Below are 12841 nucleotides of genomic sequence, written 5' to 3'. Positions count from 1 at the left end.
GCCGCCGTCATCCCCGGCCTATCCCCGGGGCATGACGGCGGCGCAAGGCCATCAGGGAGAGCCGAACGCCGCCTCAGGCGGTGTGGAACTCGCTCAGCCCATAACCCTGCATGTAGAGCAGGGCGGTGAGGTCGCCGTGGTCGATACGCACGTGGGCGGCCGCCGCCACCGCCGGCTTGGCGTGATAGGCGATGCCGACCCCGGCCTCCTGCAGCATGGCGAGGTCGTTGGCGCCGTCGCCCACCGCCATGGTCTCGGACGGGGCGAGATGCATGCGGTCGCGCAGCTCCTCGAGGGCGGCGAGCTTGGCCTCGCGACCGAGGATGGGCTCCGCCACCGCGCCGACGAAGCGGCCATCGTCGATGAGCAGGGTGTTGGCCCGGTGCTCGTCGAAACCGATGCGCTCGGCGATGGCGCTGGTGAACACGGTGAAGCCGCCGGAGACCAGCGCCGTATAGGCCCCGTTGGCCTTCATGGTGCCCACCAGCTCGAGCCCGCCGGGGGTAAGCTTGATGCGCTCGCGCAGCACGTCGGCCACCACGCCGGCCGGCAACCCGCGCAGCAGCGCCACGCGCTCGCGCAGTGCCGGCTCGAAGGCGATCTCCCCGCGCATGGCGCGCTCGGTGATGGCGGCCACATGGGCCTTCACACCCACGAGGTCAGCCAGTTCGTCGATGCATTCCTGCCCGATCATGGTGGAATCCATGTCGGCGAGGAAAAGCTGCTTGCGCCGGGCCGCCTCAAGCTGCACCACCACGTCGATGGGCGCATCGCCGAGGGCGGCGCGGACCGCATCGGCCAGTTCCCGGGCATCGGCGCCCAGCGGCGGGGCGAAATGGATGTCCACGGCCACGTCGGGGGCGAGCACCACGGCCTCCTGCGCCTCGGGCAGCACCGCGCGCGCATCGTGGATTGCCTCCCGGGTCAAAGCCGGGGCAGATGGGTTTGAGATCAGCGTCGCGACATAGGCCATGGCAGTATCGGTACTCGAACAGGGGAATGAGCCCCAGGCGGTGCTCATCGCAGGTCCCACCGCCAGCGGCAAGTCGGCCCTCGCGATGGCGCTCGCCGAGCGACTCACGGGCATCGTGCTCAATGCAGATTCCATGCAAGTCTATGGCGATCTTCGGGTCCTCACGGCGCGGCCGACCGTCGCGGAGGCGGCCCGGGTGCCCCACGGCCTCTATGGTCACGTGGATGCGGAAACCGATTATTCCGTGGGCCGCTGGCTCGCGGATGCCACCAGCGCCCTCGCCGCCGCGCGCGAACAGGGGCTTGTGCCCATTTTCGTCGGCGGCACCGGCCTCTATTTCCGAGCGCTGACGCAGGGCCTTGCCGAGATCCCTCCGGTACCGGAGGCGGTGCGGGGCGAGGTTCGCGGCATGGCGCAAGGCCTCGACAGCCTCGCCCTGCATGCCCGCCTTGCGGACATGGACCCGCAGACCGCCGCCCGGCTCCAGCCCAACGACCGCCAGCGGGTGCTGCGGGCGCTGGAGGTCATCACCGCCAGCGGACGCTCCCTCTCGGACTGGCAAAGGGATGCGCCGACGCCGGTGCTGGACGCCTCCCGCTGTGTGTGCCTCGTGCTGGAAATGGACCGCGCGGTGCTGCGCCAGCGCATCGATGCTCGGTTCGAAGCCATGATGGCGGACGGCGCGCTGGAGGAGGTTCGCGCCCTGGCCGCGCGCCGGCTCGATCCCGCCCGCACGGTGCTCAAGGCCCATGGCGCCCCGGCCCTCACCCGCCATCTCGTCGGCAAGATGACGCTGGACGCCGCCATCGCCGAGGGCCAAGGCGACACCCGCCGCTACGCCAAGCGGCAGGAGACCTTCTTTCGCCACCAGATGGCGGACTGGCCCCGCGCCACGCCGGATGATGCGCTGGAGGCGTTGCTTGGCCTGATCAAGACGCCCGCGCCCTGAGGCGGCGGCAAAGGCTCAGCGACCTTCGGGGGACGGCCCCTCCCCTTCCGCCAGAAGCTTTTTGAAGCGGGCTTCCTCGTCGGCGGAGAGGCGCTGGGGAGCGACGGCGCGGCGGCGCTTCAGGCCGAAGAACGCGGCGAGCGCGCCCAGCGCCAGCACCAGCACCGGCGCCGCCCACAGCAGGGCATTGCGCCAGGACATGACCGGCCGCAGCAGCACGAACTCGCCATAGCGCGCCACCATGAAGTCCATCACCTGCCCGTCGCTGTCCCCCGCCTTCAGCCGCTCGCGCACGATGAGGCGCAGGTCCTTGGCGAGCGGGGCATCGGAATCGTCGATGGACTGGTTCTGGCAGACCATGCAGCGCAATTCGGCGGAGATGGCGCGGGCGCGGCTTTCCAGCACCGGATCGCCCAGCACCTCGTCGGGCTGCACCGCCAGAGCGGGCAGCGCGAAGCTGGCGAGGAGGAGAAGGGCGGCGAGGAGACGGCGCATGCCCATCACTCGGCCGGCACCGGGGCGCGGGGGCGCTTGGTGGCGGGGCGGGGGGCGCCGACGCGCAGGCGGCGGTCCGCCAGCGAGAGCGCGCCGCCCAGCGCCATCACCACCGCCCCGAGCCAGATCAGCGTCACGAACGGCTTGTAGGTGGCACGCATGGAGATGTGACCGTCCGGGCTCTCTTCGCCCATGCTCACATAGAGCTGGCTGAGGCCGAAGGTGCGAATGCCGGCCTCGGTGGTGGCCATCTGCCGGGCGGCGAACATGCGGCGGGAAGCCTCGATGGTGCCCTGCGGCGCGCCGTCCTCGCGGATGGAGAACACCGCCGTGCGGGCGCGGAAGTTGGCCCCGGTGCGGTTTTCCAGCCGGTCGAGGGTGAGGGAGCGGGCGCCGATGGTGACGGTGTCGCCGAGCTTCACCGAGGCGATCTTCTCCAGGCTCCAGCCGGTCTCGCACACGATGCCGAGCAGGCACACCCCGACGCCGAAATGGGCGATGGCGGTGCCATAGCCGGAGCGCGGAACGCCGGCGAGGCGTGCCAGTGCCACCCGCGCCGTCACCCGGCCGAGACCGGCGCGCTCGGCGATGTCGGTGAGCGCGCCCAGCATGATGAAGACGGCGAGCCCCACCGCCAGCGGCGCCAGCACCGGCCCGCCCGTGGTGGCGGCAGCGATGACCACCGCGGCCACCACCGCGAGGGCGGCGGCCAGCATCAGGCGTTGGGCCACGCCCATGAGGTCGCCGCGCTTCCAGGCCAGAAGCGGGCCGAACGGCATGGCGAACACCAGCGGCACCATCAGCCCACCGAAGGCGAGGTTGAAATAGGGCGGCCCCACCGTGATCTTGTCCCCGGTCAGCGCCTCCAGCGCCAGCGGGTAGAGCGTGCCCACCAGCACCGCGGCGGTGGCGGCCGTGAGGAACAGGTTGTTGAGGACGAGGGCGCCTTCCCTCGAGATGGGCGCGAACAGCCCGCCCTGCTTCAGCTCCGAGGCGCGGAACGCGAACAGCGTCAGCCCGCCGGCGATGAAGAAGGTGAGGATGGCGAGGATGAACACGCCCCGCGCCGGATCGGTGGCGAAGGCGTGCACCGAGGTCAGCACCCCCGAGCGCACCAGGAAGGTGCCCACCAGCGACAGCGAGAAGGCGAGGATGGCGAGCAGGATGGTCCACACCTTCAGGGCGTCGCGCTTCTCCATCACCACGGCGGAATGCAGCAGCGCGGTGGCCGCGAGCCACGGCATGAGGGAGGCGTTTTCCACCGGGTCCCAGAACCACCAGCCGCCCCAGCCCAGCTCGTAATAGGCCCAGTACGAGCCCATGGCGATGCCCAGGGTCAGGAAGATCCAGGCGGCCAGCGTCCACGGCCGCACCCAGCGCGCCCAGGCGGCGTCGATCCGCCCCTCGATCAGCGCCGCGATGGCGAAGGCGAAGGAGATGGAGAGCCCCACATAGCCGAGATAGAGCAGCGGCGGATGGATGGCGAGGCCGAGATCCTGAAGGATGGGATTGAGATCACGCCCCTCCGCCGGCGCCGGCACGAGGCGCGCGAACGGGTTCGAGGTGAACAGGATGAACGAGAGGAAGGCGGCCGCCACCGCGCCCTGCACCGCCAGCACCAGCGCCTTCAGCCGGTCCGGCAGGTTGGAGCCGAACTCCGCCACCAGGGCGCCGAAGAAGGCCAGCACGAACACCCACAGGAGCATTGAGCCCTCATGGTTCCCCCAGGTGGAGGTGATCTTGTAGATCAGCGGCATCTGGGAGTGGGAGTTCTCCGCCACGTTCACCACGGTGAAGTCCGAGGTGACGTAGAGCTGCACCAGCGCGCCGAAGGCAAAGGCGATGAAGCCGAACAGGGCCAAGGCGATGGGTCCGGCCGAACTCATCAGCACCGGGTCGTTGCGCCGGGCGCCCCAGGCCGGGAGGATCACCTGCGCCAGCGAGAGGGCAAAGGCGAGGGCGAGGGCGTACTGGCCGATTTCCGCGATCATGGCTCAGCTCCCCGGCGCGCGCTGGGCCGGCGGCGACGCCGCTCCGGGCGCAGGGCCGCCCTCCTGCCAGCGCCCCTGCGCCTTCAGTGCGTCGGCCACCTCGCGGGGCATGTATTTCTCGTCGTGCTTGGCCAGCACGCTGTCGGCCTTGAAGCTGCCGTCGGCCTGGAGCGCGCCCTCGGCGACCACCCCCTGCCCTTCCCGGAACAGGTCCGGAAGGATGCCGGAATAGGCCACCTTCACCGTGGCGTTGCCATCGGTGACCTTGAAGGTGGTGAGGGTGCCGGACTTGACCACGCTGCCGGTCTCCACCAGCCCGCCGAGGCGCAGGCGGGCGCCGGGGGCCACCTGCTGCTGGGCCACTTCCGTGGGCGAGCGGAAGAACACGATGGTATCGGTGAGGGCGGACAGGATGAGCCCCGCCGCGAGCGCGAGCACGCCGAGTCCTGCTCCGATGAGAACCAGCCGCCGGCCTTTGCGCGTCATCCTTTTTCTCCCGCACCCGTCTTAGCCGCGAGCTCCTTCTCGGCAGCATCGAGCCGCCCGAGAGCTTCTGCATTGTCCTTGAAGGTGGCGCGCGCCTTTTTCAGGGCCTCCGCCGCCTTGTCCTTGTCGCCCAGAACGCCATAGGCCCGCACCAGGCGCAGCCAGCCTTCGATATCGTCGGGGGCGCTGTCGAGCCGCTGGGCAAGCCGGTCCACCATGCCACGAACCATGGCGTTGCGCTCGTCGGACGACAAGGCGGCCGCCGCCGCCACATCCGCCGCGCCGGGGCCGGGCGCAGCGACGCCAGGGGCCGCAGGCGCAGTGCCGCCCACCCGGGCGAGAGCCGCCGCCACCACGGGCCGATAGGGCGCATCGGCCGGCGTGCGGGCCAGAAGCTGGCCCCAGATCCGCGCGGCATCCGCGGCGCGGCCATCCTGCTCGGCGGCAAGGCCCAGGAAATAGGCGGAGCGCGGCTCGTTGGGATCGAGGGCCAGCGCATCGGCGAAGGCGCGGGCGGCGTCGGCGGTCACGAGGCCGTCGGAGGCGATCACCAGCGCCTCCCCGCGGGAGGAATGGCGCAGGGCGGAGGGGCCAAGGATGCGGATGGCCTCGGCATAGGCGCGGGCGGCATCCTCCGGCCGGCCCATGCGCAAATACACCGGCGCCAGGATCTCGTAGCCCGCCCCGTCATTGGGAGTCTTCTGGAGATGTTCCTCCACCCGCCGCACCAGGATGGCGACGTCGCCGCGGTCGGGCGCCGCCGTCAGGCGTTCGGCCAGGGGCGCGCCGGGAAGCCGGGGGGAACCGAGCATCCCATAGAGGCCGACCGCGAAGACCGGAACGAACAGCAGGGCGAACACGGCGGCCATGCGGCGGCGCCAGGTGGTCTGGCGCGTGATCCGCGCCGGATCCTCGGTCGAAGCCGTCTCCCGCGCGGAATCGGCCGCCAGCATGCGCCGCGCCACTTCGATGCGCGCGGCTTCCGCCTCGGCCTTGGGCAAGCGTCCGGACTTGGCGTCGCGGGCGATCTCGGCGAGCTGGTCGCGATAGACAGCAAGGTCCGCTTCGCGCGCGGCCTGCGCGGCGCGGGTGCGCGACAGGGGCCAAAGCACGGCGAACGCCGCGATGGCGGTCATGAGCGCAAAGGCTGCGAACAAGGAGAGTGAGATCATCACCTCAAAGCCGTTAACGGGTGAATGGGTGGCTGCATAGGCCACATGCCGTCCCAGCGGCGCGGAGCCGCAGGGTACGCTCCGACTTGTGATCGGCCCCAGGGGCACGGCGGACACAATCGACTTCGCACACCCGATCCGGTACACCAACCTCTACCGCGCCGCATCATGCAGTGCAGCGGAGCACCATAGGGCGCGCGGGCGCGCGCCGCGGGACCAACGGAGCGTCGGCCATGGGCCTCTTCGACAATATGGTGGGTGGTATCCTGAGCAACATGCTCAGCAAGGCGGGCACCGACGGCGCCGGCAGCCTGCTGGAGACCGTGCTGAACGGCCCCATGGGGCAGATGCTACCCGGCCTGCTCAATTCAGCCTTCGCCAAGACTCCCTTCGGCAGCCTCGACGGGGTGCTGGAGCAACTCCAGCAGGCCGGCCTCTCGGACGCCGTGGCCAGCTGGGTCTCCACCGGCCCCAACGCCCCGGTGAACGCCGAGCAGATCACGGCCGCCCTCGGAGCGGACCGGCTGGCAGAGGTGGCGACCACCCTCGGGCTGTCGGCGGATCAGCTGCCGGACCTCCTGGCGCAGCATCTGCCCACCATCATCGACCGCCTGAGCCCCGAGGGCGTTCTGGACGTACCGGGACGCTGAGCCTTCTTCGCCGCCCGCGCGACGCCCACAAGCCGCGCACCGAAACTCGCGCGACTTTCGGCGGTGCGTTATAGAGTGGGGCCGAGCAATGAAGACATGAGCGGCGATGCGCGGGCGCGGGGGCGCCGCCGGAGCCGCTGAACCGAGCCGCTGAACCGAGCCCGAACCGTGACCGAGCGCGAACCGACCGACCCCAAGGCCAGCGACGACAGGCGCCCCGGCGAAACGGACCCCGCCGAGAAGCATCCCGATTCGGCGCGCTCCGGCCCGGCCCGCTCGTCTTTCGGCACGCGTCTGCGCGGGCTGATGCTCGATTTCGACGCCCTGCTCGACAGCGGGCTGTTCAGCCTCGGCGCACGCACCCGCCGGGCCGTCTCCGCCTACGCGGCGTTCACCGAGCGGTTCAACCTCACCGGCGTGTCGCGCTTCGCCGCCGGCATGGCCTCGGAAGGCCTGACCCTCGCGGTCGCCGGTGCCCTGGTGATGCTGGCCCTGGCCATCCCCGCCTTCCACGAGACCTCCGACGACTGGCTCAAGCGCACGGAACTCGCCGTCACCTTCCTTGATCGCTACGGAAATACCATCGGCGAGCGGGGTGTGAAGCAGAACGACACGGTGCCGCTGGAGGACATCCCGGACAACCTCATCAAGGCGACGCTGGCTACCGAAGACCGGCGCTTCTACGAGCACTGGGGCATTGACGTGGCCGGCACGTTCCGCGCCGTGGTCACCAATGCGCGGGCGGGCGGCGTGCGGCAGGGCGGCTCTTCGCTCTCCCAGCAGCTCGCCAAGAACCTGTTCCTGTCCAACGAGCGCACCATCGAGCGCAAGATCAAGGAAGCCTTCCTCGCCATCTGGCTGGAGGCGCGTCTCACCAAGAGCCAGATCCTGAAGCTCTATCTTGACCGCGCCTATCTCGGCGGCGGCGCCTATGGGGTGGACGCGGCGGCGCGTTATTATTTCGGCAAGTCGGTGCGCGAGGTGAACCTCGCCGAGGCCGCCATGATGGCCGGCCTGTTCAAGGCCCCGTCCAAATACGCCCCGCACGTGAACCTGCCCGCCGCCCGCGCCCGCGCCTCCACCGTGCTCGACAACCTGGTGGATGCCGGCTTCATGACCGAGGGCCAGGTGTTCGGCGCCCGCCGCAACCCGGCCACCCCGGTGGACCGCCGCGACGACGACGTACCGGACTTTTACCTCGACTACGCCTTCGGCGAGGTGAAGAAGCTGGTGGACCAGCTGCCGACCACGGTGGTGGAGCGCAACTTCATCGTGCGCACCGGCCTAGACCCCAACATCCAGAAAGTGGCGGACGCGGCGTTGGAGACCTCGCTCGCCGAGTTCGGCCGCGACTACAAGGTCAGGCAGGGCGGCATCGTGGTGATGGAGCCCAACGGCACCCTGCGCACCATGGTGGGCGGGCGCGACTATGGCGAAAGCCAGTTCAACCGCGCCACCGACGCCCTGCGCCAGCCCGGCTCGTCCTTCAAGCCCTTCGTCTACACGGTGGCGCTGATGAACGGCTTCAAGCCGTCCACCATCGTGCAGGACGCGCCCATCTGCCTCGGCAACTGGTGCCCGCAGAATTACGGCCGCTCCTACATGGGGTCCATCACCCTGAAGACCGCGCTCCAGCATTCGCTGAACACGGTGGCGGTGCGTCTCGCGGAGAAGTTCGGCCGCCGCAGGATCGTGGATCTCGCCCACCAGATGGGCATCCGCACCCCGCTGCCCATCAGCGCGCCTTTGCCGCTGGGCGCCGCCGAGGTGACCCTGTTCGACATGACCACCGCTTATGCGGTGTTCGCCAACGGCGGCAAGAGCGTCTATCCCCACGCCGTGGTGGAGATGCGGGTCGGCAACGGCGAGGTGGTCTGGCGCTTCGACCGCGACGCGCCCAAGAGCGTGCAGATCATCCCCACCCAGCAGCTCTATGACATCAACGACATGCTGAACAACGTGGTGGAGAACGGCACCGGCCGCCGCGCCCGCCTCGTCAACTCCAAGGTGGCGGGCAAGACCGGCACCACCAATGCCTATCGCGACGCCTGGTTCATGGGCTTCACCGGCAATTATGTGGGCGGCGTGTGGTTCGGCAATGACGACTACGCCATGATGAACAAGATGACCGGCGGATCGCTGCCTGCCATGACCTGGCAGAAGGTGATGGCCTATGCTCACCAGGGCATCGAGATCAAGCCGATCCCCGGCGTCACCTCGCCGATCCCGAAGCTCGACGAGGCGCCCGCGTCCATGACCGTGGCCGGTCTCGACAACGAGCGCCCGATCACGTTGTCCCCGCGCGCGGCGGAACGGCTCGCAGCGCTTGAACGCATGCTGAAGGAGGCCGAGGTGCGCCTCACCGATGCCACCCCGGCCACGGCGCCCCAACCGGCAGCTCGCGCCGCCGGCCCTGCGGTCCCCGGTGCTGCTCCCATGCCCGCCCCGGTGCAGCGCAACTGAGCACCGGCCAAACGGCGCATCGCATCCCGGACCAGAGACGGCCCAGCCGAAGCGCCCAGCCAGGACGTAAGCGCACGACTCCTGCGCAGCAGGCAATCGGGTGTCACAGAGTTCAGATCAGGAAGCGCCTGAGGCGGAGTCCTTGCGCTGGGCTCCGGCTCTCCGCCACTCCGCTACGCTTCGTTGCAATCGGCCGGGGCACGGATGACTGAAATCGGTCAAAGCCCTCAGCCCGCGTCGTCCGTCCCCTTGGGCATGCGCCAGACGCCGTAGCGCCAGAAGCGATACCAGCGCGCCTCCGCCGGCAGGCAGCGGGGGACGGGATCGTAGCCGTGCCCTCCCCAGGGATGGCAACGGCAGATGCGGGCGGTGGCCATCACCGAGCCGGCGAGCGCGCCATGGCGCATCACCGCCTCTTCGGCATATTCCGAGCAGGTGGGCAGATAGCGGCACTGCCGGCCCATGAAGGACGACAGGGTGTAGCGATAAAACAGGATCGGGACGCGCACCACATGGCGTGGCAGCCGCCGGATGAAGCCCGCCAAACCCGGCCGCGCCGTACCGGCCTCCAGCGGCCCATCCACCGCTCCGTCCCCTGCCTGCTCCCCGTCCATGTGAGTCCCGTCGCCTCAGATTCGCCATGGTGACCGGCGCTGATGGATATCATCCAATCCCACAAACGTGGCCGGGCCGTGTTGGTCCCGGCGACCGCCACGGCTCCGCCTCGCGGAGGTGAACCCGTGACTCCCGACCGTGCCAACCCTGCGACCGAACCAGCCGCATCCGCCCCGCCGCTGGCATTGGTGGTGCGTGCCCTCGCCTTCGCGACGCTGCGCCACACCGATCAGCGCCGCAAGGGCCGGCGCGCCCAGCCCTATGTCAACCATCTGGCCGAGGTGGCACTGCTGGTGAGCGAGGCCACCGGCGGGCAGGACGCAGCACTCGTCGCCGCCGCGTTGCTCCACGACGTGGTGGAGGACCAGGACGTGACCGCCGCCGAGATCGAAGCCACCTTCGGGGCCGATGTGGCGGGCCTCGTCATGGAGGTCACCGACGACAAGGCCCTGGAAGCCACCGAGCGCAAGCGTCTGCAAATAGCCCACGCCCCGCACCTGTCGGCCCGCGCCAAGGTGCTGAAACTCGCCGACAAGACCGCCAACCTGCGCTCCATCGCCGAGGATCCGCCGCAGGACTGGAGTCCCGCCCGCGCGCGGGCCTATGTGGAATGGGCCCGGGCCGTGGTAGCGGGCCTTGCCGGCGCCAGCCCGGCGCTGGAAGCCGCCTTCGATCAGGCCGCCGGGGAAGCCATCGCCGCCATCGACACCCGCGCCGCACACCCGGCGGACTGAGGTCTCAGCCGGCCACGGCGGAGGCTGGGGCGGCGCGCGCGGCCTCGATCTGGTCGATGGCGTCCACCACCGCATCGAAGGTGAGCATGGTGGAGGCGTGGCGGGCCTTATAGTCGCGCACCGGCTCCAGCACCTTCAGTTCGTCCCAACGGCCATCCGGGTGGGGGCCGTTCTCGCGCAGCATCTTCCACATGGCCTCGCGCACCGCGCGCAGTTCCGCCGTGCTGGCACCGATCACATGGCGCGCCATCAGCGAGGAGGAGGCCTGGCCGAGGGCGCAGGCGCGCACCTCGTGGGCGAAATCGGCCACGCGGTCACCATCCAGCACCAGATCCACCGTCACAGTGGAGCCGCACAGGCGCGAATGGGCCTTGGCGCTGGCCTGCGGAGCGGCGAGGCGGCCGATGCGGGGGATATCGGCGGCGAGGGCGAGGATGCGGGCGTTGTAGACGTCGTTGATCATGGGCGGCTTCCCCCGCCAGGAAGGGCGGGTCGGTTGCGAAGGACGGGCGGCACGGGCGCGGGCCTGGCCGGCTCAAGGTTCTTATATAGCCTCGGGAGCAACGGGCGGAAGGGCTGCCCGAGCTGCGGGCGCACACGGCATCAAGACACCTCCAGTCAAGGCTCTGCTCTTGCGAAAACGGGCGTTCGGCCCCATCATAATCATCAGGTCCGGCTTTTCGGATCTCGGAACAGGATACGGACGGCAAAGCCGCCGCCGGATAAAGCCGGCGGGGCGCGGTTTGAGCGACACCGCGCATGCGTAGCCGACGACCGGTGACACTCCCGCTTCCACGGGTTGGCCCTGATGGGCGCTGCCGGGCAGCGGGTCGAACGGAGTTGGGCATGGACGCGGTTGTGAAGTTGTTCAAGGCGCAGGCCGAGAACGAGGAGCGTGAGCGTAAGCTCAAGGCGGAAGCCAAGGCAGTCTCCAAGGCTGCGGCGCGGCCGGACGGCGCGCCCCCGGCCCCGAAAATTCATCCCCCGTTGGCGGATGGCACTCCCCGGCCCTCGCGGCAGGAGGCGGAAGCTGCCGTGCGCACTTTGCTGGCCTATATCGGCGAGGACCCTGCCCGCGAGGGACTGCTCGACACGCCCAAGCGCGTGGTGAAGTCCTATGACGAGCTGTTCTCCGGCTATGGCGAGGACGGCGACGAGCTGCTGGATCGCACCTTCGGCGAGATCGGCACCTTCGACGATTTCGTACTGGTGCGGGACATCCCCTTCCACTCCCATTGCGAGCACCACATGGTGCCGTTCGTGGGCAAGGCGCATATCGCTTATTTCCCGGTGGAGCGGGTGGTGGGCCTGTCCAAGATCGCGCGGGTGGTGGACATCTTCGCCCGCCGGCTGCAGACCCAGGAGCACCTGACCTCGCAGATCACCACCACCCTCGACGAGGGCCTGCGCCCGCGCGGCGTGGCGGTGATGATCGAGGCCGAGCACATGTGCATGTCCATGCGCGGCATCACCAAGCAGGGCGTCTCCACCCTCACCACCCAGTTCACCGGCGTGTTCCGGGACGACCCGGCCGAGCAGGTGCGCTTCATCACCCTGGTGCGTTCCAAGTCCTGAGGCGGTGACGTCCTGACCGCAGGACGTCCTGATTTCAGGTCCCGGGCGCACTTGACGTTCACACTTCATCGGGGCGTTCCTGCCATGCGGGGACGCCCCTTTCCGTTCAGTGAGAGACCATGAGCTCCGAGACGATCCGCCCCGAGACCGCGTTCCCCGCCCCCGGCAAGGGCGCGGCGCTGGAGGAGGACACCATCCTCTCCCCCCGCTTCGACGCCAACGGCCTCATCACCTGCGTAGCGGTGGATGCCACGACCGGCGAGGTGCTGATGCTCGCCCACATGAATGCGCAGGCTCTCGCCCTCACCATGGAGACCGGCGAGGCCCATTATTTCAGCCGCTCGCGCGGCAAGCTCTGGAAGAAGGGCGAGACCTCCGGCCACACCCAGAAGGTGCGGGAGATGCGCATCGACTGCGACCAGGACGCGGTGGTGATCCAGGTGGAGATGGGCGGCACGGGCGCCGCCTGCCACACCGGCCGGCGCTCCTGTTTCTACCGCACAGTACCGCTCGGCGCGGCGCCCTCCGCCGAAGTGCGGCTCGCCTTCACCGGCGATGCGCCACGCTTCGATCCTGCCGCCGTCTACGGCAAGGACGGCCACGACCACTGAAGCGGTAAAATCAGGCCACGCTTCCGACACCGGACATAAATAAACTTCAGGCATGCTGAGTCTGCGCCGGGAATGGCGTGGGATCGGGGACTTTCGGGGGGCAACGCGAACGCACGGGTCGGTCCGG

13 protein-coding genes are annotated in these 12841 nt (G+C 69.6%); 6 read left to right on the top strand and 7 right to left on the bottom strand.

Annotated elements, in window-relative coordinates:
- Positions 1-73: 73 nt before the first annotated feature.
- Positions 74-973, bottom strand: a complete 900-nt coding sequence (gene serB / locus FBQ73_RS02995) for a phosphoserine phosphatase SerB (protein WP_138398036.1) — start codon at positions 971-973, stop codon at positions 74-76.
- Between serB and miaA the strand changes: the two genes are divergently transcribed.
- A complete protein-coding gene (miaA, locus tag FBQ73_RS02990) occupies positions 972-1922 on the top strand; it encodes a tRNA (adenosine(37)-N6)-dimethylallyltransferase MiaA (RefSeq protein WP_138398035.1) in 951 nt (316 codons plus the stop codon). The genes serB and miaA overlap by 2 nt on opposite strands.
- A 15-nt stretch (positions 1923-1937) precedes the next feature.
- On the opposite strand, the gene FBQ73_RS02985 is transcribed toward miaA, so the two are convergent.
- The 4 genes from FBQ73_RS02985 to ccmI are packed head-to-tail and all read right to left on the bottom strand — an operon-like array spanning position 1938 to position 6066.
- Positions 1938-2417: a cytochrome c-type biogenesis protein gene (locus tag FBQ73_RS02985; protein WP_138398034.1), complete on the bottom strand. Its 480-nt coding sequence runs from the start codon at positions 2415-2417 to the stop codon at positions 1938-1940.
- A gap of 5 nt (positions 2418-2422) precedes the next feature.
- Positions 2423-4408: a heme lyase CcmF/NrfE family subunit gene (locus tag FBQ73_RS02980; RefSeq protein WP_138398033.1), complete on the bottom strand. Its 1986-nt coding sequence runs from the start codon at positions 4406-4408 to the stop codon at positions 2423-2425.
- Positions 4409-4411: 3 nt separating this feature from the next.
- The gene (ccmE, locus tag FBQ73_RS02975) at positions 4412-4894 is read right to left on the bottom strand and encodes a cytochrome c maturation protein CcmE (RefSeq protein ID WP_138398032.1); all 483 of its coding nucleotides are present in this window, start codon (positions 4892-4894) and stop codon (positions 4412-4414) included.
- Complete coding sequence (gene ccmI / locus FBQ73_RS02970) at positions 4891-6066, bottom strand: c-type cytochrome biogenesis protein CcmI (protein WP_138398031.1); 1176 nt, start codon at positions 6064-6066, stop codon at positions 4891-4893. The genes ccmE and ccmI overlap by 4 nt, the downstream gene beginning before the upstream one ends.
- Positions 6067-6299: 233 nt before the next feature.
- On the opposite strand from ccmI, the gene FBQ73_RS02965 reads away from it, so the two are divergent.
- Positions 6300-6716, top strand: a complete 417-nt coding sequence (locus FBQ73_RS02965) for a YidB family protein (protein ID WP_210236653.1) — start codon at positions 6300-6302, stop codon at positions 6714-6716.
- Between the two features lie 306 nt (positions 6717-7022).
- Entirely contained in the window at positions 7023-9179 is a 2157-nt protein-coding gene (locus tag FBQ73_RS02960; RefSeq protein ID WP_392567217.1) for a transglycosylase domain-containing protein, read from the top strand.
- Positions 9180-9406: 227 nt separating this feature from the next.
- On the opposite strand, the gene yidD is transcribed toward FBQ73_RS02960, so the two are convergent.
- A complete protein-coding gene (gene yidD, locus FBQ73_RS23050) occupies positions 9407-9793 on the bottom strand; it encodes a membrane protein insertion efficiency factor YidD (protein ID WP_138398028.1) in 387 nt (128 codons plus the stop codon).
- 126 nt (positions 9794-9919) lie between these two features.
- Between yidD and FBQ73_RS02950 the strand changes: the two genes are divergently transcribed.
- The gene (locus FBQ73_RS02950; protein ID WP_138398027.1) at positions 9920-10528 is read left to right on the top strand and encodes an HD domain-containing protein; all 609 of its coding nucleotides are present in this window, start codon (positions 9920-9922) and stop codon (positions 10526-10528) included.
- A 4-nt stretch (positions 10529-10532) separates the two neighbouring features.
- Here the strand turns inward: FBQ73_RS02950 and FBQ73_RS02945 are convergent, their stop codons facing one another.
- Positions 10533-10991 (bottom strand): iron-sulfur cluster assembly scaffold protein, encoded by a 459-nt coding sequence (locus tag FBQ73_RS02945; RefSeq protein WP_138398026.1) that lies wholly within the window; start codon positions 10989-10991, stop codon positions 10533-10535.
- A gap of 383 nt (positions 10992-11374) precedes the next feature.
- Between FBQ73_RS02945 and folE the strand changes: the two genes are divergently transcribed.
- Together folE and hisI are read left to right on the top strand one after the other, a co-directional pair.
- Positions 11375-12103 (top strand): GTP cyclohydrolase I FolE, encoded by a 729-nt coding sequence (folE, locus tag FBQ73_RS02940; protein ID WP_138398025.1) that lies wholly within the window; start codon positions 11375-11377, stop codon positions 12101-12103.
- 119 nt (positions 12104-12222) lie between these two features.
- Entirely contained in the window at positions 12223-12714 is a 492-nt protein-coding gene (hisI, locus tag FBQ73_RS02935) for a phosphoribosyl-AMP cyclohydrolase (RefSeq protein WP_138398024.1), read from the top strand.
- Positions 12715-12841 lie beyond the last annotated feature (127 nt).

The organism is Xanthobacter autotrophicus (assembly GCF_005871085.1).
Taxonomy (GTDB): domain Bacteria; phylum Pseudomonadota; class Alphaproteobacteria; order Rhizobiales; family Xanthobacteraceae; genus Xanthobacter; species Xanthobacter autotrophicus.
Note: the sequence above shows the minus strand (reverse complement) of the source record. Positions and strands in the feature narration are given on the sequence as shown.

Excerpts from the sequence above, each read along its gene's own strand:
- miaA (WP_138398035.1), top strand. The coding sequence starts at position 972 with ATGGCAGTATCGGTACTCGAACAGGGGAATGAGCCCCAGGCGGTGCTC.
- serB (WP_138398036.1), bottom strand. The coding sequence starts at position 973 with ATGGCCTATGTCGCGACGCTGATCTCAAACCCATCTGCCCCGGCTTTG.
- FBQ73_RS02985 (WP_138398034.1), bottom strand. The coding sequence starts at position 2,417 with ATGCGCCGTCTCCTCGCCGCCCTTCTCCTCCTCGCCAGCTTCGCGCTG.
- FBQ73_RS02980 (WP_138398033.1), bottom strand. The coding sequence starts at position 4,408 with ATGATCGCGGAAATCGGCCAGTACGCCCTCGCCCTCGCCTTTGCCCTC.
- ccmE (WP_138398032.1), bottom strand. The coding sequence starts at position 4,894 with ATGACGCGCAAAGGCCGGCGGCTGGTTCTCATCGGAGCAGGACTCGGC.
- ccmI (WP_138398031.1), bottom strand. The coding sequence starts at position 6,066 with ATGATCTCACTCTCCTTGTTCGCAGCCTTTGCGCTCATGACCGCCATC.
- FBQ73_RS02965 (WP_210236653.1), top strand. The coding sequence starts at position 6,300 with ATGGGCCTCTTCGACAATATGGTGGGTGGTATCCTGAGCAACATGCTC.
- FBQ73_RS02960 (WP_392567217.1), top strand. The coding sequence starts at position 7,023 with ATGCTCGATTTCGACGCCCTGCTCGACAGCGGGCTGTTCAGCCTCGGC.
- yidD (WP_138398028.1), bottom strand. The coding sequence starts at position 9,793 with ATGGACGGGGAGCAGGCAGGGGACGGAGCGGTGGATGGGCCGCTGGAG.
- FBQ73_RS02945 (WP_138398026.1), bottom strand. The coding sequence starts at position 10,991 with ATGATCAACGACGTCTACAACGCCCGCATCCTCGCCCTCGCCGCCGAT.
- folE (WP_138398025.1), top strand. The coding sequence starts at position 11,375 with ATGGACGCGGTTGTGAAGTTGTTCAAGGCGCAGGCCGAGAACGAGGAG.
- hisI (WP_138398024.1), top strand. The coding sequence starts at position 12,223 with ATGAGCTCCGAGACGATCCGCCCCGAGACCGCGTTCCCCGCCCCCGGC.